The sequence below is a fragment of the Pelagimonas phthalicica genome (assembly GCF_004364805.1).
In the GTDB taxonomy this organism is placed as follows: Bacteria; Pseudomonadota; Alphaproteobacteria; order Rhodobacterales; family Rhodobacteraceae; genus Pelagimonas; species Pelagimonas phthalicica.
Genome location: NZ_SOAP01000001.1, coordinates 213,735 through 237,575 on the forward strand (window position 1 = coordinate 213,735; position 23,841 = coordinate 237,575).

The 23,841-nt window shown below is 58.9% G+C and carries 25 protein-coding genes; 17 read left to right on the plus strand and 8 right to left on the minus strand.

Going from position 1 to position 23,841, the window contains the following annotated elements; all coding sequences use genetic code 11:
- Positions 1 to 78: 78 nt before the first annotated feature.
- The 3 genes from rpoH to CLV87_RS01055 form a co-directional block, all read right to left on the minus strand.
- Positions 79 to 975, minus strand: coding sequence for an RNA polymerase sigma factor RpoH (rpoH, locus tag CLV87_RS01045; protein ID WP_099244141.1), 897 nt, complete (start codon positions 973 to 975; stop codon positions 79 to 81).
- A 209-nt stretch (positions 976 to 1,184) separates the two neighbouring features.
- On the minus strand, positions 1,185 to 1,442 hold the full coding sequence (locus tag CLV87_RS01050; protein WP_235871797.1) for a DUF6525 family protein: 258 nt from the start codon (positions 1,440 to 1,442) through the stop codon (positions 1,185 to 1,187).
- Positions 1,443 to 1,629: 187 nt separating this feature from the next.
- On the minus strand, positions 1,630 to 2,646 hold the full coding sequence (locus tag CLV87_RS01055; RefSeq protein ID WP_099244139.1) for an RluA family pseudouridine synthase: 1,017 nt from the start codon (positions 2,644 to 2,646) through the stop codon (positions 1,630 to 1,632).
- Here CLV87_RS01055 and CLV87_RS01060 point away from each other — a divergent pair.
- From CLV87_RS01060 to CLV87_RS01075, 4 genes are all read left to right on the plus strand, one after another.
- Entirely contained in the window at positions 2,645 to 2,953 is a 309-nt protein-coding gene (locus CLV87_RS01060) for a DUF6476 family protein (protein WP_099244137.1), read from the plus strand. The genes CLV87_RS01055 and CLV87_RS01060 overlap by 2 nt on opposite strands.
- Positions 2,954 to 3,092: 139 nt before the next feature.
- Positions 3,093 to 4,097 (plus strand): ABC transporter substrate-binding protein, encoded by a 1,005-nt coding sequence (locus CLV87_RS01065; protein ID WP_099244135.1) that lies wholly within the window; start codon positions 3,093 to 3,095, stop codon positions 4,095 to 4,097.
- Positions 4,094 to 5,149: a FecCD family ABC transporter permease gene (locus tag CLV87_RS01070; protein ID WP_099244133.1), complete on the plus strand. Its 1,056-nt coding sequence runs from the start codon at positions 4,094 to 4,096 to the stop codon at positions 5,147 to 5,149. The genes CLV87_RS01065 and CLV87_RS01070 overlap by 4 nt, the downstream gene beginning before the upstream one ends.
- Entirely contained in the window at positions 5,133 to 5,945 is an 813-nt protein-coding gene (locus tag CLV87_RS01075; protein ID WP_166652637.1) for an ABC transporter ATP-binding protein, read from the plus strand. The genes CLV87_RS01070 and CLV87_RS01075 overlap by 17 nt, the downstream gene beginning before the upstream one ends.
- Here CLV87_RS01075 and CLV87_RS01080 read toward each other — a convergent pair.
- Complete coding sequence (locus tag CLV87_RS01080; RefSeq protein ID WP_235871798.1) at positions 5,926 to 6,561, minus strand: response regulator transcription factor; 636 nt, start codon at positions 6,559 to 6,561, stop codon at positions 5,926 to 5,928. The genes CLV87_RS01075 and CLV87_RS01080 overlap by 20 nt on opposite strands.
- A 232-nt stretch (positions 6,562 to 6,793) precedes the next feature.
- On the opposite strand from CLV87_RS01080, the gene CLV87_RS01085 reads away from it, so the two are divergent.
- The 6 genes from CLV87_RS01085 to CLV87_RS01110 all read left to right on the plus strand — a co-directional run bounded on the left by CLV87_RS01085 (position 6,794) and on the right by CLV87_RS01110 (position 14,618).
- A complete protein-coding gene (locus CLV87_RS01085) occupies positions 6,794 to 8,035 on the plus strand; it encodes an aminotransferase class V-fold PLP-dependent enzyme (protein WP_176556019.1) in 1,242 nt (413 codons plus the stop codon).
- 71 nt (positions 8,036 to 8,106) lie between these two features.
- Positions 8,107 to 9,306, plus strand: coding sequence for a malate--CoA ligase subunit beta (locus CLV87_RS01090; protein WP_099244129.1), 1,200 nt, complete (start codon positions 8,107 to 8,109; stop codon positions 9,304 to 9,306).
- A complete protein-coding gene (sucD, locus tag CLV87_RS01095; RefSeq protein WP_099244127.1) occupies positions 9,303 to 10,190 on the plus strand; it encodes a succinate--CoA ligase subunit alpha in 888 nt (295 codons plus the stop codon). The genes CLV87_RS01090 and sucD overlap by 4 nt, the downstream gene beginning before the upstream one ends.
- Complete coding sequence (locus tag CLV87_RS01100; RefSeq protein ID WP_099244125.1) at positions 10,190 to 11,161, plus strand: 2-hydroxyacid dehydrogenase; 972 nt, start codon at positions 10,190 to 10,192, stop codon at positions 11,159 to 11,161. Before sucD ends, CLV87_RS01100 begins: the two co-directional genes overlap by 1 nt.
- 116 nt (positions 11,162 to 11,277) lie before the next feature.
- Positions 11,278 to 12,255, plus strand: coding sequence for an HpcH/HpaI aldolase/citrate lyase family protein (locus CLV87_RS01105; RefSeq protein ID WP_099244124.1), 978 nt, complete (start codon positions 11,278 to 11,280; stop codon positions 12,253 to 12,255).
- 608 nt (positions 12,256 to 12,863) lie between these two features.
- Entirely contained in the window at positions 12,864 to 14,618 is a 1,755-nt protein-coding gene (locus CLV87_RS01110) for a thiamine pyrophosphate-binding protein (RefSeq protein ID WP_099244122.1), read from the plus strand.
- A 29-nt stretch (positions 14,619 to 14,647) separates the two neighbouring features.
- Here the strand turns inward: CLV87_RS01110 and CLV87_RS01115 are convergent, their stop codons facing one another.
- Positions 14,648 to 15,562, minus strand: coding sequence for a LysR substrate-binding domain-containing protein (locus tag CLV87_RS01115; RefSeq protein WP_208293316.1), 915 nt, complete (start codon positions 15,560 to 15,562; stop codon positions 14,648 to 14,650).
- Between the two features lie 97 nt (positions 15,563 to 15,659).
- Here CLV87_RS01115 and CLV87_RS01120 point away from each other — a divergent pair, with 97 nt between their 5' ends.
- From CLV87_RS01120 to CLV87_RS01150, 7 genes are all read left to right on the plus strand, one after another.
- Complete coding sequence (locus CLV87_RS01120) at positions 15,660 to 16,148, plus strand: Lrp/AsnC family transcriptional regulator (RefSeq protein WP_255301722.1); 489 nt, start codon at positions 15,660 to 15,662, stop codon at positions 16,146 to 16,148.
- Between the two features lie 10 nt (positions 16,149 to 16,158).
- Complete coding sequence (locus tag CLV87_RS01125; protein WP_099244116.1) at positions 16,159 to 16,875, plus strand: aspartate/glutamate racemase family protein; 717 nt, start codon at positions 16,159 to 16,161, stop codon at positions 16,873 to 16,875.
- Between the two features lie 120 nt (positions 16,876 to 16,995).
- Positions 16,996 to 17,976: a murein L,D-transpeptidase catalytic domain family protein gene (locus CLV87_RS01130; protein WP_235871801.1), complete on the plus strand. Its 981-nt coding sequence runs from the start codon at positions 16,996 to 16,998 to the stop codon at positions 17,974 to 17,976.
- A 733-nt stretch (positions 17,977 to 18,709) separates the two neighbouring features.
- Positions 18,710 to 19,144: a c-type cytochrome gene (locus CLV87_RS01135; protein WP_099244113.1), complete on the plus strand. Its 435-nt coding sequence runs from the start codon at positions 18,710 to 18,712 to the stop codon at positions 19,142 to 19,144.
- A gap of 15 nt (positions 19,145 to 19,159) precedes the next feature.
- Entirely contained in the window at positions 19,160 to 19,606 is a 447-nt protein-coding gene (locus CLV87_RS01140; RefSeq protein WP_235871802.1) for a c-type cytochrome, read from the plus strand.
- Positions 19,603 to 20,907: a multicopper oxidase family protein gene (locus tag CLV87_RS01145; RefSeq protein WP_099244111.1), complete on the plus strand. Its 1,305-nt coding sequence runs from the start codon at positions 19,603 to 19,605 to the stop codon at positions 20,905 to 20,907. Before CLV87_RS01140 ends, CLV87_RS01145 begins: the two co-directional genes overlap by 4 nt.
- Complete coding sequence (locus CLV87_RS01150) at positions 20,904 to 21,329, plus strand: c-type cytochrome (protein WP_099244109.1); 426 nt, start codon at positions 20,904 to 20,906, stop codon at positions 21,327 to 21,329. Before CLV87_RS01145 ends, CLV87_RS01150 begins: the two co-directional genes overlap by 4 nt.
- 117 nt (positions 21,330 to 21,446) lie before the next feature.
- On the opposite strand, the gene CLV87_RS01155 is transcribed toward CLV87_RS01150, so the two are convergent.
- The 3 genes from CLV87_RS01155 to CLV87_RS01165 are packed head-to-tail and all read right to left on the minus strand — an operon-like array spanning position 21,447 to position 23,779.
- Positions 21,447 to 22,088: an aspartate/glutamate racemase family protein gene (locus tag CLV87_RS01155; RefSeq protein WP_099244107.1), complete on the minus strand. Its 642-nt coding sequence runs from the start codon at positions 22,086 to 22,088 to the stop codon at positions 21,447 to 21,449.
- Positions 22,088 to 22,927: an ABC transporter permease gene (locus CLV87_RS01160; RefSeq protein WP_099244105.1), complete on the minus strand. Its 840-nt coding sequence runs from the start codon at positions 22,925 to 22,927 to the stop codon at positions 22,088 to 22,090. The genes CLV87_RS01155 and CLV87_RS01160 overlap by 1 nt, the downstream gene beginning before the upstream one ends.
- Complete coding sequence (locus CLV87_RS01165; protein ID WP_235871803.1) at positions 22,928 to 23,779, minus strand: ABC transporter permease; 852 nt, start codon at positions 23,777 to 23,779, stop codon at positions 22,928 to 22,930.
- Positions 23,780 to 23,841 lie beyond the last annotated feature (62 nt).

Below are 23,841 nucleotides of genomic sequence, written 5' to 3' on the forward strand. Positions count from 1 at the left end.
TCCGGGACAAAGAAGGAGGCCCTGAAACCTGTCGCCGGGCGGGAGGAAGACCCGGACAACAGTTCTTAAGCGATCGCCTTAATGGCTTGGCAGCATCCCCTGCTCGCGCGCCAATTCACGCATACGCTTTTGCAGCTTTTCAAACGCGCGCACCTCGATCTGGCGAATGCGTTCGCGGCTGACATCATATTGGCCCGACAGATCCTCAAGCGTCACCGCGCTCTCGGCCAGACGGCGCTGAGTCAGAATGTCCTTTTCCCGGTCATTCAGCACATCCATCGCCTCGGTCAGCAAGGCCCGGCGCGCATCCATTTCGTTGCGCTCGGCATAATCACCCGCCTGGTCGGCATCTTCATCTTCCAGCCAATCCTGCCATTGCATGGCACCTTCGCCATCCGACCCGACAGTGGCATTCAGCGAGGCATCGCCACCGCTCATCCGGCGGTTCATCGAAATCACATCATCTTCGGAAACGCCAAGATCATTGGCGATCTTTTCAACATGCTCAGGACGCAGATCGCCCTCTTCCAGCGCGCCAATGCGGTTCTTGGCTTTGCGCAGGTTAAAGAACAGCTTTTTCTGCGCGCTTGTGGTGCCCATTTTCACCAGGGACCAGCTGCGCAGGATGTATTCCTGAATGCTGGCACGGATCCACCACATGGCGTAGGTCGCCAGCCGAAACCCTTTTTCCGGATCAAAGCGTTTCACTGCCTGCATCAGACCCACATTGGCCTCCGAGATCACCTCGGCCTGCGGCAAGCCATAGCCGCGATAGCCCATGGCGATTTTGGCGGCCAATCGCAAATGCGAGGTCACCATCTTGTGCGCGGCGCGGCTGTCTTCATTTTCAACCCAGCGTTTGGCCAGCATGTATTCTTCTTCCGGCTCCAGCAGCGGAAATTTGCGGATTTCCTGCAAATAGCGGTTCAGCCCGCCCTCAGGTGTCGGGGCTGGAAGGTTTGCGTAATTGCTCATGTCCCTGTTCCTCCAGTAAATGTAACAACCTTTAACATCGGTTGGATCATAGGTAGGCAGCGCTAACAGCCGGTTCAAGGGCTCTGCCACCAAAAGCTTGACAGGCAATTAAGATTTCTTGCCGAGAATGTAACCTTTGTTTCTGTGCTCTCACGCACAGGTGCTCTGTGTTACAACAATCCTACCACGCGATGCCGCGCCAAAAGCAGTCAGGAATTCCGGAGCTTAGCGAATTTTTGCTGCTCTTTCTCCAGCGCCTTGGCCTCAGCCCGCGCCAATCGCTCTACGGCCTCTGACACAGATTTGGCCCTACGCCAGATTTTCAAACAGGATTGCGCAGACCAGGGCAGTTTCGCCCCTGCCATCCAATGACGCAACTCCTTGGGCAAGGCATCATAGGCCGCCATGGGATCAATATTGCGCTTTGAGCGGCGCAGATGGGTCGCCCCCAAGTTACCGGATTGCATCGTCATCTCCAAATTTCGACGCATGTTATATCATTACACTCGCAAAAGGGACAAGCCCATCTGCCCCCTGCCCGTTCATCCTTCGCCCAGTCTTCTTTGGGCCAAAAATATCCCGGGGAGTCTTGAGCTTGCTCAAGACGGGGCAGCGCCCCTTCCCACCCGCGGCACGCGCCCAGCTAACTTAGGTTCACCGAAGCAAAGCCAGTAAGTCCAACATATCCTGGGGGATCTCCGCCTGAAACAGCAGCTCCTCACCGCTGACCGGATGCACAAAGCCCAATTCACGCGCATGCAAGGCCTGTCGCGAGAATCCGGTCACCGCCGCATGGGCCTCGGGCGACATCGCCTTGGCCGAGACCTTGCGCCGCCCGCCATAGACCGGATCCCCGATCAAGGCATGGCCCGCATGGGTCATATGCACGCGGATTTGATGCGTGCGCCCGGTTTCCAACCGGCATTCCACCAGGCTCAGCACTTCGGGGCTGCCATAGCGCTCCAACACCCGGGCATGGGTGATCGCATGCCGTCCCTGCCCGTCAAAATACACCGCCTGACGCTGCCGCTCGGTCTTGTGACGCGCCAAGCCGCTGGTGATGGTGATACCCCCTGCCCCGGCCGAGACCCCTTTGGTCCCCATCAAGCGCGGATCGGCAGGGTCTGGCACGCCATGCACCAAAGCCAAATAGGCGCGCTGTGCGGTGTGCTTTTCAAACTGCTTTGCCAAGCCGTGATGGGCGCGATCGGATTTGGCCACCACCAGCAAGCCGCTGGTATCCTTGTCAATCCGATGCACAATGCCAGGGCGCTTTTCTCCGCCAACCCCGGACAGGTCGTCGCCAAAATGATGCAGCAGGGCATTGACCAAAGTGCCATCCGGCGTGCCCGGTGCCGGATGAACCACCATGCCTGCGGGTTTGTTGACAACGCAAAGATCCTCATCCTCCCAGACGATCTCTAGCGGGATGTCCTGCGCCACCACGTCATAGCTGACGCTTTCCGGCACGGTGATCTCGATCTCATCCCCCTCGGCCACTGCCAATTTGGGATTGTCCAGAACCACGCCAGCGCGGCTGACGGCCCCTTCGGCGATCAATTTCGCCAAACGGGTGCGCGACAGCGCTGCCTCCTCTGGCACATCGCGGGCCAAGGCCTTATCAAGACGGGACGGCGGATTGGCCGCAATGGTGATGCAAAGGTTTGTCATGGACACCCCTGAGAATGAAACTCTGCCCGAACCACCCCAGCTGCGCTTTCTGCGCCTTCTGGTGACGGTGCTCACGGGCGTGATGATAGCTGGGATCGTGCTGATCCTCGCTTTGATCTGGCATCGCTATAACAATGCCCGCGCCCCCTTGCCAGAGGTGATCACCCTGCCCGCCGGTCAAACCGCCACCGCCTATACGCAAGGGGCGGACTGGTACGCGGTGGTGACCGAGGGGGATGTGATCCTGATCTTTGACCGTGCGTCGGGCAAATTGCGCCAGGAAATCCAGATCCAACCGGCCCCATGATCATTTGCGCATGATTGTGCTGAATGTTGTCCCGGCCACAATTTTGCGCTTGGCATTTTCGTTATGATATAACATACCAGCTCGCAATCTGGCCGCAACACATTCGGCCCGAGCTTTTAACAAGGTGGGAACGCGAGATATGAAACAACTGTCCTTTGGATTGGCCCTGGTGGCGCTCTCTGGAACCAGCGCAATGGCGCAGGATTACCCGGTCACCATCGAGAATTGCGGCCACACCGTAACTTTTGATGCGGCCCCCGAAAGTGTGGTCAGCATCGGTCAGGCCACCACCGAAGCGCTCTATCTGCTGGGTCTGGGCGACAAGGTTGCGGGAACCGCTGTCTGGTTCACCGATGTCTTGCCGGAATATGCCGAATTGAACGCAGGTGTTGAGCGTATCGCCGACAACACGCCAAGCTTTGAGGCCGTGGTCAACAAACGCCCCGGCCTCGTGACCAGCCAATATGAATGGTATGTCGGCCCCAAAGGTTCGGTCGGCACGCGCGAGCAGTTCCACGACCTGTCTGTCCCGACCTATATCTGGCCCGCTGATTGCGTCGGCAAGGATAACAGCGTCGGCGTTGATGGCACCCGCGAAGAGCTGATCTCGACCGAGGTGATCTATCGCGGCCTGATCGAGCTGTCGCAGATCTTTGGCGTAGCCGAAGCAGGCGAGGCTGCTGTCGCAGACCTGAAAGCCCGCGAAATGGCGGCGATTGAACGCGCCAAAGCGCTGAAGATCGAGGACACCTCGGCCCTGTTCTGGTTCTCCAGCGCCAAAATGGATGCAGATCCCTATGTGGCCGGGGCCAAAGGCGCGCCAGGCTTTATCATGAGCCAGCTCGGCATCAAGAACGTCGTTGAATCCAGCGAAGAATGGCCCACAGTCGGCTGGGAATTCCTGGCCAAGGCCAACCCGACCTATATCGTTCTGGCCGACCTTCAACGTCGCAAGTTCCCGGCAGATGCTGTTGAAGTCAAACAAGAGTTCCTGAACAACGATCCGGTGGCCAGCCTGATGGATGCGGTCAAGGAAGATCGCGTTCTGGTTCTGAATGCCCATGCGATGGACGCCACGATCCGCACCATCTCTGGTCTGGAACTGCTGGTGGATGCCATGGAAAAGAAGGCTCTGACCCAGTGACAAACACCAAATTCGGCGGGCTCACCCCCGCCGTCTCACTCCTAATCGGGGCGGCAATTGCGATTGCCGCCCTCGGTTTTGCGCTGGTGATCGGCGAAACCCGCATCCCGTTGGACTCGGTTTGGAATGTGTTGCGGATCGAAGCGGGCTATCCCGCACCCGAGGTCAATCCAATCGATCACGGCATCTTGTGGAGCTACCGTTTGCCCCGCGCCATCATGGCCATGGCCTGTGGCGCATCCCTGGCGCTGAGCGGCGTTGTCTTGCAGGCCTTGCTGCGCAACCCCCTGTCTGACCCTTATATTCTCGGCCTCTCTGCCGGGGCCTCGACCGGCGCGGTGGCCGTGGCGATCCTTGGCTTTGGTGCCGGGGCTTTGACCCTTTCGGGGGGCGCATTCATCGGGGCCCTGCTGGCCTTTGGCTTTGTCGCGTTTCTGGCCCGGCTCGCGCGCGGCAATTCGGCTGCCGCAACCTCCAGCCTGGCGCTGTTGCTGGCCGGGGTCGCCGGGGCGCAGCTGTTTCATGCGCTGACCGCGCTTATCATTGCCAAATCCGCCGACGCCAACCAAGCGCGCGGCATCATGTTCTGGATGATGGGCAACCTGTCAGGCAGCCGCTGGCCCGATATCTACCTTGCCGTGCCTGTTGCGCTGGCCGGAGCGGGTGTGATCTTTGCCCATTTTCGTGCGCTGGATGCGATGACCTTTGGCCGCGAAGCTGCGCAATCCATGGGCATTCGCACCGGGCTGGTGATGACCATCCTGATCGGGACCACTGCCCTGCTGACCGCTGTCATGGTCTCGATGACCGGCGCCATCGGGTTTGTCGGCCTTGTGGTGCCCCATGCCATGCGTTTTCTTGTCGGGGTGCGTCATGTGCGCCTGATCCCCGCCTCCGCCTTGGCCGGCGGCGTGTTCCTGATCCTTGCTGACATCGTGTCACGCATCCTGATTCCGGGGCAAGCCATGCCCATCGGCGTCGTCACCGCCCTGGTTGGGGCCCCTGCATTTGCCATCATTCTGGTCCGGAGTTCCCGTGCGCATTCAGGTTGAAAACATCTCGAAATCGATCCAAGGCAAACAGGTCTTGCGCGATGTGTCCTTTAGCGTCGAGGCCGGGCAATCCCTGGCTTTGCTTGGCCCCAACGGCTCGGGCAAATCGACCTTGCTGCGCATCATCGCGGGCTTGCTGCCTGCGGATGGGGTGCATGTCACCATTGGTGGCGACCGGGTCGACAGGCTTTCACCGCGCAAACTGGCGCAACGCTTGGGTTTTGTCACCCAGGAGGCCGGGACAACCGACGCCATCGCGGTCCATGATGCGGTGAAACTCGGGCGCACACCTTGGCTTTCCTTTGCCTCCCCCTTTGGCGCAGATGACCAACGGTTGGTGGATCAGGCCATGCGCGACATGGCGATCGATACCCACCGTGACAAGCTGTTTAACGCCCTGTCAGGAGGCGAAAAACAACGGGTGCATATTGCCCGTGTTCTAGCCCAGGCTCCGCAAGTCTTTCTGCTGGATGAACCAACCAATCACCTGGATATTCGTCACCAAATTGCAATCATCGACTGGGCCAAACACCAAGAGGCCACCGTGGCCATGGCGCTGCACGACCTCAACCACGCCTTCGCCTGTGATCGGGTTGCGGTGCTGCGAGATGGATCACTCGAGGCTTTTGGCGAACCTGATACTGTGCTGACTGCGGATGTGGTTGGACCAATCTTTCAGGTGGCGGTCCACCAAATCCGCGCTGCGCATCTGGACCACCCGGTTTTGACATTCGCTAAGAAAAATGGCTCTGATCAAGATCAGCCCGTTGTGGTGCCTATTTCTGCCCGCCGGTGAACTGCGACGAGTAAAAATAGGCGATGGCTTGGGTGCGGTTTTTGACTGACAGCTTCTCGTAGACATTTGACAGGTGGAATTTCACCGTATTGGTCGAAATCTGCAATTCTTTGGCCAATTCGCGATTGGACAGCCCCTTGGCCAGTGCCTCCAGCATAGCGCGCTCCTTGCGTGACAGGCTGTGGATCGGGTCCTGCTGCATTTGACGCACATCGATGAAGGGGAAGACCATTTTGCCAGCTGCCACCTCGGCGCAGGTGTCCAGCAATCCCTCAACCGCCCCCGAACGCGCAACAAATCCCGCCGCTCCGGCCTGCATCGCGAGACGTGCCATATCGCCCCCGGCATCGCCATAGACCACAAAGCGCGGGGCGTTTTCCTGTTCGCGCAGCACTTCGATCAGCTTGGCCGCGCCCAGAACCGGCAAATGCCAATCCACCACACCAACCTGAACCGGCACCCGCATCACCGTGCCGAGAAAGCCTTCGGCCGTGGCGGATGTCGCCACCAATGAGAATCGCGGGTCGCGGTCAAACAATTCCGACATGGCCGTCAAAACCAGAGGATTGCTGTCCGCCAGCATGATGTCGATCGAGGGGCTCAATTGGTCAGGCATCTGTTTTCTCACAGGTATTCGCGATTTCCCACCCATTTGGGTGGGGCTTTATACGGTATACAGCGGTATTCTCACACAAAAGGATAGGTAATTTCCCACCCATTTAGATACCCAAAAGCAGTCGTAAGTTACGTTGCGCCACATGACAAGCTTCGGTTTTCCTACCCGTCAACATGAGGAGCGGCCCGGCCCGCCCCCCAAGACACGCCCCCAAGGGCAGGAGGAGACCAACATGACCATGCCGATTTACCCACAATTGGAAATCAGCGAGACCCTGGCCGCTGGCCCCGGACCGGGCAATACCGATGCCCGCGTCCTGGCCGCGTTTTCTCGCGTAGGGATGGCCGATCACATGCAGGATGACGTCTTACGCGGCATGATCGAATGCAAGCATATGCTGCGTCGCCTTTGGGGCACCCAGAACACCCATACCTTTGCTGTTGCGGGCACTGGTTGGAGCGGGTTGGACACAATGTTTTCCGCCGTCATGCCAGGCGACACGGTTGTTGCCTTTGTGAATGGCACCTTTTCGGGCATCGATGCCAAGACCCTGAACATCAAGGCCGCCACAGCAGCGGAACATGCGGCCAACCCGCTCGACCCGCAGGCGGCTTCGGTCACCACCGTTGAGATTCCACATGGCCAATCGATCAGTGGCGAGGTGATTGAAACCGCTCTGGCCAGGCACAAACCCAAATGGGCCTTTATGGCGCATTGGGAAACCGGGTCGGGCCGCATCAATGATCTGCAGGGCTTTTCGGATGCCTGCTCACGTCACGGAGCCATGGGTCTGATCGATGCAGTCTCCTCTCTTGGAGTCGAAGAATTCGCCATCGACGATTACCCGGGTGTTGCCGGTTGGGCCTCTTGCCCGCAAAAGGGTCTGTGCTGCCTGCCGCTCACCTATGCCCCGGTCAGTTTCACTGATGCCTATATCGAGGCGCTCAAGACCCGCGGGGCTTATAGCTATGTGCACAACCCGATCTTTGAGGCGCGCCATTGGGGCATTGTGAATGGTCAGGACGTCGACAAAGGCAGCTATCATCGCACCCATTCCGCCTATGCTGTGTCAGCCTTCCACGAAAGCCTGCGCTTGGCGCTGCAAGACGGACTGGCCAAGCGCGCCCATTCCTACCGCACCCACGAAGCCGTGCTGCGCGAGGCCTTGACCGCCATGGGCTGCGAAGTGACCTCGAACATGACCAGCCTTGTGGTGCTGAACCTGCCCCCGGCCCTTGCCGGACGCGAAATGGAGCTGGTGCAGAACTGCCGTGCGCAGGGGTTTGGCATCTGGCCCACCCTGTCTGAGCCGGTTCAGGTGCGTATCGGCATTCTCAACCTGTTGGATCGCGGCGTGATCAGCAAGATCGTTCACCTCTTTGCCGATGCAATGCGCGACCTCGGGGCCGAGGTAGATGGTGCCAGCATCGCTGCCATTCTGGACACCCGCTATGGCACCAGTGTTGCCGCCTAGGCTCTGAAACAGGCCCCTTTGAGGAGAATGGGGCCGTCGAAACAAACGGACCATTGAGGGAGGAGAACCCGATGGACATTCATGAGTATCAAGCCAAGGAAATCTTGGCCAATTTTGGTGTGGACGTGCCCCCTGGCGGATTGGCCTATAGCCCGGAACAGGCGGCCTATCGCGCCCGCGAATTGGGCGGCGACAAATGGATCGTCAAGGCTCAGGTCCATGCCGGTGGCCGTGGCAAGGCGGGCGGCGTCAAGCTTTGCGACAGTGAAAACGACATGTACGAGGCCTGCGATGCCATGTTTGGCCGCAAGCTCGTCACCCATCAAACCGGCCCCGAAGGCAAAGGCATCTACCGAGTCTATGTGGAAAGCGCCGTGCAGATTGATCGCGAGATCTATCTTGGCTTTGTGCTCGACCGCTCCAGTCAGCGCGTGATGATCGTTGCCTCATCCGAAGGCGGGATGGAGATCGAAGAGATCTCGGAACAGCGCCCCGACAGCATTGTGAGGTCCATCGTTGAACCAGCCGTTGGTCTGCAAGAATTCCAGGCGCGTGAAATCGCCTTCAAACTGGGGCTCGAAGCGGGGCTGGTGCAGCATATGGTGCGCACGCTTCAGGGCTGTTACGCCGCTTTCTCCGAGCTGGACGCCACAATGGTTGAAATCAACCCGCTGGTGATCACCGGCGACAATCGGGTGCTGGCGCTGGACGCCAAGATGAGTTTTGACGACAACGCCCTGTTTCGCCACCCGCAAATCGCCGAGCTGCGCGACAAAAGCCAGGAAGACCCGCGCGAAAGCCGCGCCGCAGATCGCGGCCTGTCTTATGTCGGGCTGGACGGCAATATCGGCTGCATCGTCAATGGCGCGGGCCTGGCCATGGCGACCATGGACACGATCAAGCTGGCGGGGGGTGAACCGGCCAACTTCCTCGACATTGGCGGCGGGGCCTCTCCTGAACGGGTTGCCAAGGCGTTTCGCCTGGTTCTGTCGGACCAGAATGTTCAGGCGATCCTTGTCAACATCTTCGCCGGGATCAACCGCTGCGATTGGGTGGCAGAAGGCGTGGTTCTGGCCCTGAAAGAGCTGGATATCGATATTCCCGTCGTGGTTCGCCTTGCGGGGACAAATGTCGAAGAGGGCCAAAAGATCCTCGCCCAATCCGGTCTGCCAATCATCCGCGCCACCACCCTGATGGAAGCCGCCGAGCGCGCCGTGGGTGCCTGGCAAAACGACTTGACCCAAGCCACCAGAATGATGGCCCTGAAATGAGCATTCTTCTAGATCGTGAAAGCCGCGTCATTGTTCAGGGGATCACGGGCCGCATGGCACGGTTCCATACCAAGGACATGATCAAATACGGCACCAATGTTGTCGGTGGCGTCGTGCCCGGCAAAGGTGGCGAAACCGTCGAGGGCGTGCCGGTGTTCAACACGGTGAAAGAGGCGGTTGCCGCCACCGGGGCCGATGCGTCGTTGGTCTTTGTACCACCGCCCTTTGCCGCTGACAGCATCATGGAGGCGGCGGATGCGGGCATTCGGTATTGCGTCTGCATCACTGATGGCATCCCGGCCCAGGACATGATCCGGGTCAAGCGCTACATGTATCGCTACCCCAAGGACAAGCGCATGGTCCTGACCGGGCCAAACTGCGCGGGCACGATCTCACCCGGCAAGGCGTTGCTTGGCATTATGCCCGGCCATATCTATCTACCCGGCCATGTTGGCATCATTGGGCGATCCGGCACGCTGGGTTATGAAGCGGCGGCACAGCTCAAGGAACGGGGCATCGGCGTCTCGACCTCGGTCGGCATTGGTGGCGACCCAATCAACGGTTCCAGCTTCCGCGACATTCTCGAACGCTTTGAACAAGACGAAGACACCCATGTCATCGCGATGATCGGCGAAATCGGAGGCCCGCAAGAGGCCGAAGCCGCTGCTTTTATCTCTGACCACATCACCAAACCGGTGATCGCCTATGTGGCCGGTCTCACCGCGCCCAAGGGCCGGACTATGGGCCATGCCGGCGCGATCATCTCTGCCTTTGGCGAGAGTGCGTCGGAAAAAGTGGAAATTTTGTCGGCTGCCGGTGTCACCGTCGCTGAAAACCCGGCAGTAATTGGAGAAACAATCGCTCGTGTGATGGAGGCCGCGTGATGGTCAAACCTTCCGTTTTTGTCACCCGCCGCTGGCCCGCAGCCGTCGAGGCCAAGCTGGCGGAAACCTATGATCTGCAACTCAACACCGGTGACATCCCCCTGTCACCGGCCGAGTTGCGCGAGACCTTGGGCAAATACGATGCCGTATTGCCCACGGTGACGGACAGGTTCACCGCCGAAGCGCTGGACGTAAAAGGCGCGCAAACGCGTATCCTGGGCAATTACGGCGTTGGCTACAGCCATATCTGCGAGGCTTCGGCTCGCGATCTCGGTCTGACCGTCACCAACACGCCCGACGTTCTGTCTGAATGTACCGCTGATATCGCCATGACGCTGCTGCTTATGGTGGCCCGGCGCGCGGGCGAAGGCGAACGCGAGCTGCGCGCGGGCAATTGGACCGGCTGGCGTCCCACCCATCTGATCGGCACCAAGGTTTCGGGCAAGGTGTTGGGCATCATCGGCTATGGTCGCATCGGGCAGGAAATGGCACGGCGCGCCCATCATGGCTTTGGCATGCAGGTGGTGGTTCATAACCGCTCGCCCATCGCGCCCGAGGTACTGGCACGCAACAACGCCACCCAGGTCGACTCGATCGATACGCTTTTGCCGATGTGCGATTTTGTGTCCCTGCATTGCCCTGGCGGTGCCCCGAACCGCCATCTGATCAACTCTCGTCGGCTCGACCTGATGAAACCAGACGCTTTTTTGATCAACACCGCCCGTGGCGAAGTGATCGACGAATGGGCCCTGACGCAATCCTTGATGTATGGGCTGATTGGCGGGGCGGCGCTGGATGTGTTTGACGGCGAACCGCGTATCAATCCGGACCTGATGCAATGCGACAACCTTGTGATGTTGCCCCATCTTGGCAGCGCCACCAAGGAAGCGCGCGAGGCCATGGGGTTCCGGGTGCTCGACAACCTGTCCGACTTCTTTGCGGGCCGTGATCCCCGTGACCGGGTGATCTGACCCGCGGGGCCTGCCCCCTTCTCTTCGTCTTGACCGAACCCGGCGAAACGCATCGCCGGGCACACTCCCGCTTTGCCTTTCGCCCCCCTCCTCACTTGACCAAAGGACCACCTACCATGTCATTTTTCCCGATTGATCAGGCCCCTTCCCGCATCAACCGCTCCGAACTCGCGGTGCCTGGCAGCCAACCCGGCATGTTCGAAAAAGCCGCGCAGTCCGATGTGGACGTGATCTTTCTCGATCTCGAAGACGCGGTGGCCCCGGATAAAAAGGAACAGGCGCGCAAGAATATCATTGCAGCGTTGAACGACATTGATTGGGGCACCAAGACAATGTCGGTGCGCATCAACGGGCTCGACACCCATTACATGTATCGCGACGTGGTCGATGTGGTGGAACAGGCGGGCGAACGCCTCGACTTGATCATGATCCCCAAGGTCGGCACCGCTGCCGATGTCTACGCCGTCGATATGATGGTCACCCAGATCGAAGACGCCATGGGCCTGAAAAAGCGTATCGGCTTTGAGCATATTATCGAAACCGCGCTGGGAATGCAGAATGTCTCTGAGATCGCCGCCGCCTCCAAACGCAATGAGAGCCTGCATTTCGGCGTTGCCGATTACGCCGCCTCCACCCGCGCCCGCACCACCATCATTGGCGGTGTGAATCCGGATTACTCGGTGCTGACCGACCCAATTGACGACGGTGCGCGCATGACCCATTGGGGCGACATGTGGCACTATGCCTTGGCCCGAATGGTGGTTGCCGCCCGCGCCAACGGCCTGCGCCCCATCGATGGGCCATTCGGCGATTTCCAGGACCCCGAAGGTTACAAAGCCGCCGCAAAACGCGCCGCCGTTCTGGGGTGCGAGGGCAAATGGGCCATCCATCCAAGCCAGATCGCCCTGGCCAACGAAGTCATGTCCCCCTCTGACGCCGAGGTCACCAAAGCCCAGCGCATCCTCACCGCCATGACCGAGGCCGAAGCCGCCGGCAAAGGCGCTGTGTCGCTGGATGGTCGCTTGATCGACTATGCCTCGATCCGTCAGGCCGAAGTGCTGGTCGAAAAAGCCCGCCAGATCGCTGGCAGTTAAAGCGTTTCAGGCCGGGACAGCATTCCAACCTCCCGGCCCTTTCGAAATTTGGCAGAACCACCCCTTCCGGTGCTGCTAGGGCCTGTGAACAATCAGTATAGATCATCAGTTTCAGTCCAAAATTGCTCAGTTCTAGGGTCAGGACCCATTAATTTGACGTCACTGGCGCAGGAAGGGCAATAAAGCAGAGGTTTTGGACGCGCAGGAACTGGCGGGGGCAATTGCAAGCGGTCAAAGCCGCTGCTTTGCAGCGCTTCCTGCGTCTGCAAGATTTGGTTGGTCTTGCCCCTGAGCTGCGTTACATCACCTTGAAATACAACCAGTATTTCTGCGGAGACGTGCCTTGTCAGGACCAAGATCAACCAAACCAGTGGCGTTAAATTAATGGGTCCTGACCCTAGGCATTTGAGCGTGGCACTAGCGGGCTAGTGTGAGCGAAAATAACGACGAAATGGGCAATTTTGGCGAAACAGCGGAGCTGCGCGGCCCATTTTGCCTTTGCATCCGTCAATTTGCCGGAAGGCCCGGGCAAATCCCGGCGGAATGCAAATTGTTCCCGTGCAACACCCCCGTCAATCTGCATCAAAAGATCAATTCAGGAGAGTGCCGTGAAGGGTGCAGATATTCTCGTTCAGATGCTGATGGGCTACGAGGTCGACACGGTTTTTGGCGTGCCGGGCGACACCAATGTGTCCTTTTACGAGGCGCTGCAACGTCAGGAAGACAAGATTACCCATATCATGGCGCGCGATGAACGCTCGGCGGGGTATATGGCCGATGCCTATGGCCGCTTCACCAAAAAGCCCGGCGTGTTCGAATGCCCATCAGGCGCGGGCGCGATGTATTCCCTCCCCCCGGTTGCCGAATCCAATGCCTCGGCGGTGCCAGTGATCCTTTTGACCATCGACATCCCCCTGCCCGGTGAAGGTCGTGGGGTGCTGACCGAGCTGGATTGCGCCAAGCTGTTCGAACCGGTGACCAAGCTGTCAATACAAGTGAAGACCGCGCAAAAGCTGCCCGAAATCATCCGCCGCGCCTTTCGCGTGGCCTGCTCGGGTAAACCGGGGGCGGTTCATTTGCAGATCCCCGAAGACATGCTGACGGCAGAGGTCGATCCCGAAACCATCTCTTTGCATGTCGAGGAAGACTGCAAGACCTTTCCGGCTTTCCCGACACGCCCCGCCCCGGATGTCCTGCCCGCCCTTCTGGACCTTATTCGCGATGCCAAACGCCCGCTGATCGTCTCAGGCGGTGGGGTCAATCGCGCCTGCGCTGGCGTCGATGTCCAGGCCCTCGCCGAGCGCCTGAACATCCCGGTCTGCACCACGATGACCGGCCAGGGCACCATGCCCGATGATCACCCTTTGGCGATCGGGGTTATCGGCGATAACGGCTATCACCCCCATGCCAATCAATCCCTCGAAGAGGCTGATTTTGTGCTCTTTGTTGGGTCACGCATGGGGTCGGTTGTCACCATCGGCTGGACCTTTCCCAAACTCACCCTGAACAAACGCGTGGCCCAGATCGACATCGACCCCGAGGTCATGGCAAATAATTACGAAAACCTGATGAGCGTGCCGGGGGATGCGAAACTGGTGTTGCAAGAGATGCTCACCCTCGTCGATCCCGCATTTGACACCGCCAAACACCAACCTTGGGTGGATCACCTGAACGCCTTGCGCTCCACATTTTGGGACAATGCGCAGGCGCTTTTGAATGATAACAACGCGCCTTTGCGCCCCGAACGCGCCGTGCGCTGTTTCAACGAAGCGCTCGAAGCCTCGGGCCAGCCCGCCCTGATCTATTCCGACGCCGGAACGCCGACGCCGCACATGACCCGGTTCCTGCGGTTGCAGGATTGCGAGACCCGCTTGGCCATCCCCCGCGCCTTTGGTGGCCTTGGTTCGGCTCTGCCTGCAACGGTCGGGGCTTGGCGTGCCGACAAAACCAAGCGCCCGATTGGCCTGTTCGGTGACGGTTCCTTTGGCATGACAACCGGCGAGCTTGAAACCCTTGTCCGTCTGCAGGTTCCTGCCATTCTCATCCTGTTCAACAACGGCACCTTTGGCTGGATCAAAGGGTTGCACCGCCTGAACGGGCATAACCAATGCTTTGGCGTTGATTTTACTCCCCCCCGCGGTCAGGCGATTGCCGAAGCCTTTGGCATGAAAGCCTTTACCGCCAAATCCGCCCCGGAGCTGGATACGGTGTTACAGGAGGCCTTTGATTACAACAAAGGCCCCTGTTTCATCGATGTGCATGTGGAATCCATCGCCGACCGCGTCCCGCCGGTCTATTCCTGGCTGCGCAAACGCGGCGAAGACCCGCTTAGCCTGGATGGCAAACGGATCGGCTTTTTCTGATATACAGGGGCTCGGCCAATGCTGGGCCGCTAATCCAGCGCAGCCTGGCGCAGCGACTTTGTCTCACTGTGCAACCAATCCCGGAATGCCAGCACGGATTTGTACTGTGCCTTGCGTTCCGGGCTGACGGCAAAATAAGTCTCGCCACTGAGCACCGACGGGCCAAAGGGCAGATGCAGATCGCCGCGCTCCAGATCCGGTTCGATCAGAAACGTCGGAACAATGGCCAGCCCCAGCCCGCTGATCGCCGCATTCGCCAGCATGTTCACATGCCCAAAGCGCGGCCCCTGAATACGTCCCTTGAAATCAACCCCTTTGGCCGCGATCCAATTCAGCCAGCCATCAGGCCGGGCCGAGCTTTGCAACAGCGGGAAGTCCACAAACCGCTCTGGTGCCAGCTCGGTTCCGCGAGGGATCAAGCCGGGGGCGGCCACCACTGCCACCCGTTCGGGAAATAACGGCGTCGCCACCGCATTGGACCATTCATTTTTGCCCCGCAAAATGGCGATATCCACGGCGCTGCTTTCCAGATCCGTGTCTGCCGTGACCGGCGTCACCTCAAGATAGGTGCCCGGATGACGTTTGGAAAACCTGTCCAATCGCGGTGCCAGCCAGCGCGCCGCAACCGTCGGCATCGCTCCGACCATGAGCGCGGCATCGGTCTTCCAGCCGCGCACCATATCCAGAGAAACTGATTCCAACTCATCCAACACCCGTGACACCTCTTTGGCATAGGCCCGCCCTGTCTCTGTCAGGATCAGGCGTGGCCCCACCCGGTCAAACAGTGGCATACCAAGATGATCCTCTAATGACTTGATTTGCCTACTAATCCCACTTTGCGTGATGCCCATCTCTTCGGCCGCACGGGAGAAATTCAAATGCCTTGCCGCCGTTTCAAAGGATTGAAGCGCAGACATGCTGGGAAGGAAACGTCGCATAAGCATGATTATATGTCATACTAAACTGCAGATTAATTGTTTTTTTAACCGCGCGACTTCTGCCACCGTTGCGGCACGCGAACCGGGGATGATCAAGGCCATCATGCAGTTGCAACCACGAGATCAATTGGACAGAAAGCTTCTTGTTTTGCTCGAAAAGGATGCGCGCATGTCCGCCTCGCAAATCGCCCGCGAACTTAGGATTGCGCGCTCGACCGTCAATGACCGCATTGCCCGTCTGGAACGTGATGGCGTCATTCAGGGCTACACCACCATTCTTGCCGCCGATCCCGAGGCCAGCCAGACCCGCGCTCTGATCTTTCTGAAATGCGAGCGGCGCATGATCAAAACCATCACCCGCGATTTGCGCAACTATGCCGAAATCCGCGCCTGTTACTCGACCTCCGGCACCTATGACCTGTCTTGCATGGTCGAAGTGCAATATAGCGAAGATCTGGACGCATTGATTGATGACGTCAGCTTGCTTGATGGCATATATGCGGTAGAGAGCCAGATGATCCTGGCGACAAGATTTAGCCGAAACACCGGATTGCAGCCCGCCAAAGCCCAATATCTGGAAGTCGTGAAATAGAGCCAAACACATGCCCAGCGAAGCCCGGCCCAGTTTGGGTGTCATCATGCTCGACACCAAATTCAAACGTGTCCTCGGGGATATCGGCAATCCTGACAGCTTTGATTTCCCAGTGCTCTATCACAAGGTCCCCAAGGCTGAGGTTCACAGGATCATCTCTTCTGGCTCCATTGATGATCTACTCCCCGCCTTTATCGATGCGGCCAAAACGCTGGAACACCGAGGCGCACAGGCCATCACCACCAGTTGCGGATTTCTATCCCTGCTGCAAACCCAATTGGCCAAAGCGGTCAAGGTGCCTTTGCTCACCTCAAGCCTGTCTCTGGTGCCCGACATCTACCACGCCCAGGGGGCCAAACCGCTGGTCATTGTCACAGCCAGTCGTGAAAATCTGACTTGGGATCACCTGCATGCGGTGGGCATTTTAACCGATTGGGATCTTCACATCATCGGCATGGAAACCTGCCCGGCCTTTCGCAAGTCCATCCTAAGCGATGGCGACCCAGAGGCGATCACTCTGGACCCGCAAGCCCTGCAAGACGAGCTTGTCACACTATGCCAATCCTCTCTGATTGAGCATCCCGACACGGCCGGTTTCCTCTTTGAATGCACCAATCTGCAACCCTACGCCGCTGCGGTTCAACACGCGTGTCAAAGGCCGGTCTGGGGCATCAACGATGTGATCGCCCGGCTCAACCCCTCGTTTCGCATGGGCGAAACGTCTTAGGGTCAGGGCCCATGGGCGATTAATGGGCGATTAAAGGCCCATCTCCGCAAAAACCTGTGCGAAAGATCAAGGATTATGGCATCCTGAAACCACCATTGGTTGAAACATAAGGTGGTTCCCGTGCCCCCAAGTATTTGTTCACATTTGATCACCCGCGCGGCGTTGATCGCCGTCCTGTCCCTGTCTGCCGTCAAATCGCAGGCGCAGAGCGAGGCCCTGCCAGCCTGGTTGCAAAAGCATATTGGGCTGAGCGATGGGCAGATTGCACCCATCGTCCTGGAACGTGCCCGCGCGCATTATTTCAAAAAGCTTGGCCAGGGCGCGGTCAAAAGCCCTTGCTATTTTGCCATGGATGCCACCCGCCCCAGCATTGCCAAAAACGGCCAACCCAGCCGCCGCTTTTACACCATTTGCGAGGGTCGCCAGACCTTTCGCGCCGTATCTTCGGGCTATGGTAATGGGCGCAAACTGCCCAAGGCCGATTTTTCCAATGGCCGCCAATGCGCCAAACATTTCAGCAATGCCGAAGGCTCCAAGCTGACCATGGGCGGATCTTATGTCACCGCCGAGGCCCGCACCTCGTTCAAAGGCTATCACCGCCAATCCGGTGACATCCGCCCCTTCCATCGCACATTCGTGGTCTTTGAAGGCGAAGGAGAAACCCGCAATTCGCGGGATCGTGCCATTGGCGGCCATCGTGCGATGTTCCTGAAATGGCAATGTCGGATGAAAATGCCGGACTCGCCCCATGCGGATAAAGACGGCTATGTGCCCTTTGGTCGTCTGGTCGATTACACCGCTGGGCGCAGCAATGGCTGCACAACCTGGTCCGACACCGCTACGCAAGAGATTCTGCCCCTGATCAACAAAGACCCCGCCGCGCTATATATCTACCCGGAGGGCAGCGATATTACCCAGATCCGCGCCGCGCTGAAATCCGGAAAATCACTTGGCTCCGAAGGGCTTTATTGGGACAAAACCTGTCTGGCCAAGATCGGCAAACCGCAATTCTGGCCCAAGCGCAAACTTCAACCGGTGATCAATCGCTGGCGGCGCTCCTTGCCCAAACAGCCCCCTTTGGAATTGCCGATCTGCAAATAAGGGTTCGAAGCTCAGGACCCAAAACACAACCCTGTGAGTTAATGGGTCCTGCCCCTAGTCACCCGGAACCAAAATTCTTGTCATAGAGATAAGGTCCCCGGATCGCCTGCGATCCGGTTCGCGCCCGACCCCGCCCCCAGGGCGGGCGCGAATTTGCCTCAACGTTTCAACCAGATGCACAGTTACCTGATGCCACCACCCAGTTGCAAAGATTAGACGCGCCCACCCTCGGTGTCGGGCGCGAACCTGTGTGGTTGCTAATTATCTATGTAGCGGATTTCAGCTCCATGTGACCTCGCGCCCCTTGCCTTGGCGCGGGGGCAGAGGCACATTACCCCCATGCGGGCCATGAGAACCCTGATCTGCCTTGTTGCCATTGTGGCCGCGCTCCTGTTTGGGGCGGGCGGGGTCTCTGCTGCCGCCATGCCCGACACCGCCATCCCAAATATGTCGGAAGAAACGGCTGGGATGCCCCATGCCTCCCCCTGCGCGCCACCCTGTCAGGACGCGCATGAGATCGGCAGCAGTTGCGACCTCTGCCTGAGTTGCCTGGCCCTGCGCGCGCCGTCCCTGAACGACAAAACAACAGCTTTAGCAACGTGTTTGCCCCTGCCAATCCCCTTGGCGGCGTTACACAGTGGTACGTTGCCAGGTTTTGATCCCCCACCTCCGCGCGCGTGAAAATGAACACCCCGCAAAGGGGCCATCATTTTGACATTGCAGAGGACATCACATGAAGAAACAACTCATGATCGCAGCCGCCATCGGCGCGGTTGGCATCGGAGCATGGGCATTCCTGCCTCCCAAAGCCCCACCGACGGGCCAACCGCAAGCCGCCAACATCGGCGCGGCGCTTGTCCGGGTCGCCCTGCCCGCCTCCCTTTCGCCCAACGCCCAATTGGGGCAGCGGGCCTATGAAACAGTTTGCGTGGCCTGCCATGGCGAAGACGGCAGCGGGCGCAACGGCATGGGGCCGCCCCTGGTTCACAAAATCTATGAACCGTCGCATCATGGCGACGAAGCGTTTCAACGCGCCGTTGCCCTGGGCGTGCGGGCCCATCACTGGAGCTTTGGCGACATGGCACCGGTATCCGACTTCACCCGCGCCGATGTGAAAATGATCATCACCTATCTGCGCGAATTGCAGCGCGCCAATGGTATTAACTGAGTTGAGGAACACACCATGAAGCTGACAAAAACGCCTCTCGCCATGGCCCTGCTGATTGCCGGTATTGGCTCGGTCGCCCTCGCACATGGCGGGGTCAAAAACGCCGCTGTGATGGCGCGGATGAATGGCATGACCTCTATCAGCGAGGCGATGAAAGTGTTGGGGGCGATGGCCAAGGGGCAAACCCAGTTTGACGCCGAAACCGCCCGCGCCGCGGCCAAGGATGTGGCCACCCTATCCGCCCAAATCCCGGACCTGTTCCAAGCCCCCGAAACCGACCCCAAGACCGAAGCGCTGCCAGTGATCTGGGAGCGTTTCGACGCCTTCACCGCCTTGGCGCAGAACACCGAAGCAAGCGCGCTTGCGCTCTCCCAAAGCCTGACCACCCCCGATGATCTCACGGCTGGGTTGGCGCAGCTGGGGGCCACCTGCAAAGCCTGCCACAAGGAGTATCGCAAATGACCGGTTTCAATCTGACCCGGCGGGGGGCGATGGCTTCGGGCCTTGCCCTGCTCGCCCTGCCACGCGCTGCCCTGGCAGCGCCAACCGTGTTGCGGGCCGCGCCTGTGAGCGCGCAAATCCTGCCCAAAGGGGATGGCACAACGGCCATGCTTGGCCTGAACGGCACCACCCCCGGCCCGGAATTGCGCGTCAAACAGGGATCGCGGCTTGACGTCACCTTTGAAAATCAGATCGGGGCGGACAGCGCCCTGCATTGGCACGGCATTCGCATCGAAAACGCCATGGATGGCGTGCCCGGCATGACCCAATCCGCCGTACCCCATGGCGGCAGGTTCGACTATTCCTTTGTCGCCCCGGATGCCGGAACCTTTTGGTATCACTCCCATAGCCGCTCTTGGGAACAGGTCGAACAGGGTCTCTATGGGGCCCTGATCGTCGAAGAGGCAGAACCGCCCGCAGTGGATCACGACGTGACCGTCCTGCTCGACGATTGGAGGTTGGAAGAGGACGGCACGCTGATTGGTGGCTTTGGCAATCGTCATGATTTTGCCCATGCCGGGCGGCTGGGCAATTTTGCCCGCGCTCTGGTCTCGGTCGAAACAGTCCGGCGCGGCGACCGGCTGCGCCTGCGTCTGATCAACACCGCCACGGCACGGATATTCCCGGTGATCCTTTCCGGAGCCTCGGGCAAGGTTGTGGCGCTGGACGGCATGCCCCTGCCCGCCCCGCGTGAGATCAGCGACATCACCTTGGCCCCGGCCCAGCGCATGGATTTGATCGTCGATGTCACCAACACGCTGCGCTTTGACTTTCCGACACGGGGCGACCCTTACGAGCTGGGCCGCATCGCGGTTGAGGGCGACAACCCGTCGCCAATCGACACAGACATCACGCCGCTGCCTGCCCCCAATACCCCAACACCCGGCCCTGCCGATCATGAGTTGACCCTGACCATGCAGGGCGGCGCGATGGGCGGCCGTCATTCCGGCGATGACATCTGGGCCCTGAACGGCCATTCGGGCCTGCCTGAAACCCCGTTCGCCCGCTTTAAACGCGGCGAAACCGCCCGCATTCGCCTGGTAAACGAAACTGCCTTCCCGCATGGGATGCATCTGCACGGCCATCATTTCTATGAGACCAACGAAGCGGGCCTTGGCGATTTGCGCGACACGACCCTGATCAATCGCGGCGAAAGCCGGGACATTCTATGCGTCTTTGACAATCCCGGGAAATGGCTGCTGCATTGCCATATGCTGGGCCACCAGGCAGCTGGCATGAAGACCTGGGTGGAGGTGACATGAGGCTCTTTCTGATTGCAGGCCTGACCATGGCGACATCTGCGCAGGCCGGTCACGAGCTGGAGGGGCGCGACATTGCGACGGGCAAAGCGCTTTTTGCTGAAAACTGCGCCTCCTGCCACGGAGACAATCTCCAAGGGCAGCCCAATTGGCGAATTGCCGATGACGATGGCGTGCTCCCCGCCCCGCCGCATGATGAAACCGGCCATACCTGGCATCATTCCAACGCGGATCTCTTTACCTACACCAAACTGGGCGGGGCCAAAGCCCTTGCCCAGATGGGCGTGACCGGGTTTCCAAGTGGTATGCCGGGCTTTGCCGATGATCTAAGCGACAGGCAAATCTGGGACATTCTGGCTTTCATCGCCTCCATCTGGCCAGAACGCCAAGCGGAAATCCAAGCCGGGCGCAACCCGCCTCACTGAGTATTGGCAATGCTGCCCGAGCGGTTGCTCTGAGCCGATCTTGCAGCAAGCCCCGGGCTCAATCGACAGGCCCAGCCATAACCGGCGCGTATCGGTTTACGCGCCGATTATGGTTTGTCAGATCAGCCACTTCACGCAGTTGGCAGCGCATGTAACCGGGTCAATGGCGGCGATTTCCAAACCCGCCTGAACAGCCGCCGTCACGCCCGCCATCCCGGCACATCCCAAAATGACGGCGGAAATATCGTCACTGGCCTGCGCCTGCAAAGCCTCCTTAAGAACAACCGCCCCGGAACCAACGGGATCTGCGTCGAGTTCAAGGACTGGAACCTCCGATGCGCGGACTTGCGAAAGAAACGGGGACAGGCCCTGCCGTTGAATATTTGCCTGAAGGATTGGCACGGAAACGGACAAGGTCGTCACAACACTAAAGCGCCAATTCCTGAGCGCGGCATAGTGATAGGCCGCTTGGCCCAGACCAATAACAGGGCACTGTGCAAGGTCTGCGGCCTCTTCCAACGCGGTGTCGTCAAAACATCCGATAATGATGCAATCGGCCCCCTGTGACGAGGCTTTCTCGACCAATTCCAACAGCGGGCGCTTTGCCGCCTCCCCATCTGCGACCCCTTGTATCGCCGCAGGGCCATTTATCGATGTCCAACCTTCAAACCGCACACTGGGCGCGGCAAGCCGGGCTTGGTTGACCATCGCTTCGGTCATCGATCTGGTGCTGTTGGGGTTGATGATGATGACCGCCATCAAACCATGCCTTGGCCTGCATTGGATCCTTGACGAGCCCGGCGACGATTAAGCAACCACACCACCAGCAGGAACACCAAAATGATGATCAGAGAAAACACCGTCGTTAACGTGCCAAGCGCAAACAGCACCGGTGTGGTCACATTTGTTGTCATTCCAAAAATCTCAAGCGGCAGCGTGTTGTAACTGCCAGAGGTCAAAAGCGTGCGCGCAAATTCATCATAGCTTAGGGTAAAACCAAACAACGCAACCCCGATGAGCGATGGCGCGATGATCGGCAAAACCACATGCCGGATAACCTGCCAAGGCGAGGCCCCAAGATCGCGCGCGGCTTCTTCATAGGACCTGTCGAAACGGTTAAAGACCGCAAACATGATCAGCAGGCCAAAGGGCAGCGTCCAGGTCAATTGCGCGCCAAAACCCGAGGTCGACCAATGAACCGGCAAACCGGATTGCGACCAGATCAGGCCAACCCCCAAGGACACCAGAATTGAGGGGATCACCAAAGAGGTGATGATCAGGTAAAATAGCAAGGTCGCGCCGACAAAACGCTTGCGAAAGGCCAGACCACCCATCACCGAAACGACAACGGTCGTCACCATGACCATCAGCCCCAACGTCAAAGACCGCGAGAACGAGCCCCAGATGTCTCCTACTGCTTGTTGCTCGAACAGGTCGCGGAACCAATGCAGCGAAACACCCCGCATCGGAAAGGTCAGCCCGCCGCCCGGCCCCTGAAGGGACAGGATGCCGATGGTCAGTGTTGGACCGTATAAAAACACCAGGAACAGAATAAAAAAGGCGGTCAAAGCGTAGAAGGATCTTGGACGCGGTTCCATTCAAAGCTCCTTTCTGATGTCGACAAAGCGCAGCATCGTGCCGATCAACAAAAGCACGGTGATCAATAGGATGACGGCTGTGGCCGAGGCTGAGGGGTATTGGAGCAAGCCGATATCGTTCTGGATCATGCGGCCGACATTTGCAGACTGACTGCCGCTCATGAAGCGCACCGTGATGAAATCCCCCATCACCAGCGCCACCACGAAAATCGTGCCAATCATGATGCCGGGTTTGGTCAAGGGAACCACCACATGCCACAGCGTCTGCCAACCGGTGGCCCCCGCATCAGCCGCCGCTTCGATCAGCGATTTGTCAATCCGCATCATGGTGTTGAAAATCGGCACAACCATGAACAGCGTGTAAAGATGCACAAAGGCCAGGATGACGCTGAAATCGCTGAACAAAAGCCATTCCACCGGCTCGTCGATAACGCCCATCGACATCAAGGTTGAATTGGCGATCCCATTCCGCCCCAGAAACGGAATCCACGAGATCATACGGATGATATTGGATGTGAGAAACGGGATCGTACACAGCAAAAACAGCGCGATCTGCCAGGTCAGGCTGCGGATGTGAAAGGCCAGGTAATAGGCCACGGTAAAGCCAATCAATAGGGTGCAGGCCCAGGTGATTGCCGCGTATTTAAAGGTGTTAACAAAGACCCGATAGGTCACTTCTGACGTCAAAAGAAACGCGTAATTGTCGAACTGAAACGCGGGGTAGATCGACCATTCCGTCGCGCCCCAAAAGCTCACGACCACAATCATCGCGATCGGTGCGACCAAAAACACCAAAAGGACCAGCGACAAGGGGCTCGCCAGCAACCATCCCGTAAGCGAATTTTTCTGCACGCCTGCCTCTTTAGATATCTTGTTCTGAAGGTGTCGGAGGGCCGATGCCCTCCGACATGCAT

Bases quoted from the DNA above. Each gene is read 5' to 3' on its own strand.
- rpoH (WP_099244141.1), bottom strand. From the start codon at position 975: ATGAGCAATTACGCAAACCTTCCAGCCCCGACACCTGAGGGCGGGCTG.
- CLV87_RS01050 (WP_235871797.1), bottom strand. From the start codon at position 1,442: ATGCAATCCGGTAACTTGGGGGCGACCCATCTGCGCCGCTCAAAGCGC.
- CLV87_RS01060 (WP_099244137.1), top strand. From the start codon at position 2,645: ATGGACACCCCTGAGAATGAAACTCTGCCCGAACCACCCCAGCTGCGC.
- CLV87_RS01055 (WP_099244139.1), bottom strand. From the start codon at position 2,646: ATGACAAACCTTTGCATCACCATTGCGGCCAATCCGCCGTCCCGTCTT.
- CLV87_RS01065 (WP_099244135.1), top strand. From the start codon at position 3,093: ATGAAACAACTGTCCTTTGGATTGGCCCTGGTGGCGCTCTCTGGAACC.
- CLV87_RS01080 (WP_235871798.1), bottom strand. From the start codon at position 6,561: ATGCCTGACCAATTGAGCCCCTCGATCGACATCATGCTGGCGGACAGC.
- CLV87_RS01085 (WP_176556019.1), top strand. From the start codon at position 6,794: ATGACCATGCCGATTTACCCACAATTGGAAATCAGCGAGACCCTGGCC.
- CLV87_RS01090 (WP_099244129.1), top strand. From the start codon at position 8,107: ATGGACATTCATGAGTATCAAGCCAAGGAAATCTTGGCCAATTTTGGT.
- sucD (WP_099244127.1), top strand. From the start codon at position 9,303: ATGAGCATTCTTCTAGATCGTGAAAGCCGCGTCATTGTTCAGGGGATC.
- CLV87_RS01100 (WP_099244125.1), top strand. From the start codon at position 10,190: ATGGTCAAACCTTCCGTTTTTGTCACCCGCCGCTGGCCCGCAGCCGTC.
- CLV87_RS01105 (WP_099244124.1), top strand. From the start codon at position 11,278: ATGTCATTTTTCCCGATTGATCAGGCCCCTTCCCGCATCAACCGCTCC.
- CLV87_RS01115 (WP_208293316.1), bottom strand. From the start codon at position 15,562: ATGCTTATGCGACGTTTCCTTCCCAGCATGTCTGCGCTTCAATCCTTT.
- CLV87_RS01120 (WP_255301722.1), top strand. From the start codon at position 15,660: ATGCAGTTGCAACCACGAGATCAATTGGACAGAAAGCTTCTTGTTTTG.
- CLV87_RS01125 (WP_099244116.1), top strand. From the start codon at position 16,159: ATGCCCAGCGAAGCCCGGCCCAGTTTGGGTGTCATCATGCTCGACACC.
- CLV87_RS01135 (WP_099244113.1), top strand. From the start codon at position 18,710: ATGAAGAAACAACTCATGATCGCAGCCGCCATCGGCGCGGTTGGCATC.
- CLV87_RS01140 (WP_235871802.1), top strand. From the start codon at position 19,160: ATGAAGCTGACAAAAACGCCTCTCGCCATGGCCCTGCTGATTGCCGGT.
- CLV87_RS01145 (WP_099244111.1), top strand. From the start codon at position 19,603: ATGACCGGTTTCAATCTGACCCGGCGGGGGGCGATGGCTTCGGGCCTT.
- CLV87_RS01150 (WP_099244109.1), top strand. From the start codon at position 20,904: ATGAGGCTCTTTCTGATTGCAGGCCTGACCATGGCGACATCTGCGCAG.
- CLV87_RS01155 (WP_099244107.1), bottom strand. From the start codon at position 22,088: ATGGCGGTCATCATCATCAACCCCAACAGCACCAGATCGATGACCGAA.
- CLV87_RS01160 (WP_099244105.1), bottom strand. From the start codon at position 22,927: ATGGAACCGCGTCCAAGATCCTTCTACGCTTTGACCGCCTTTTTTATT.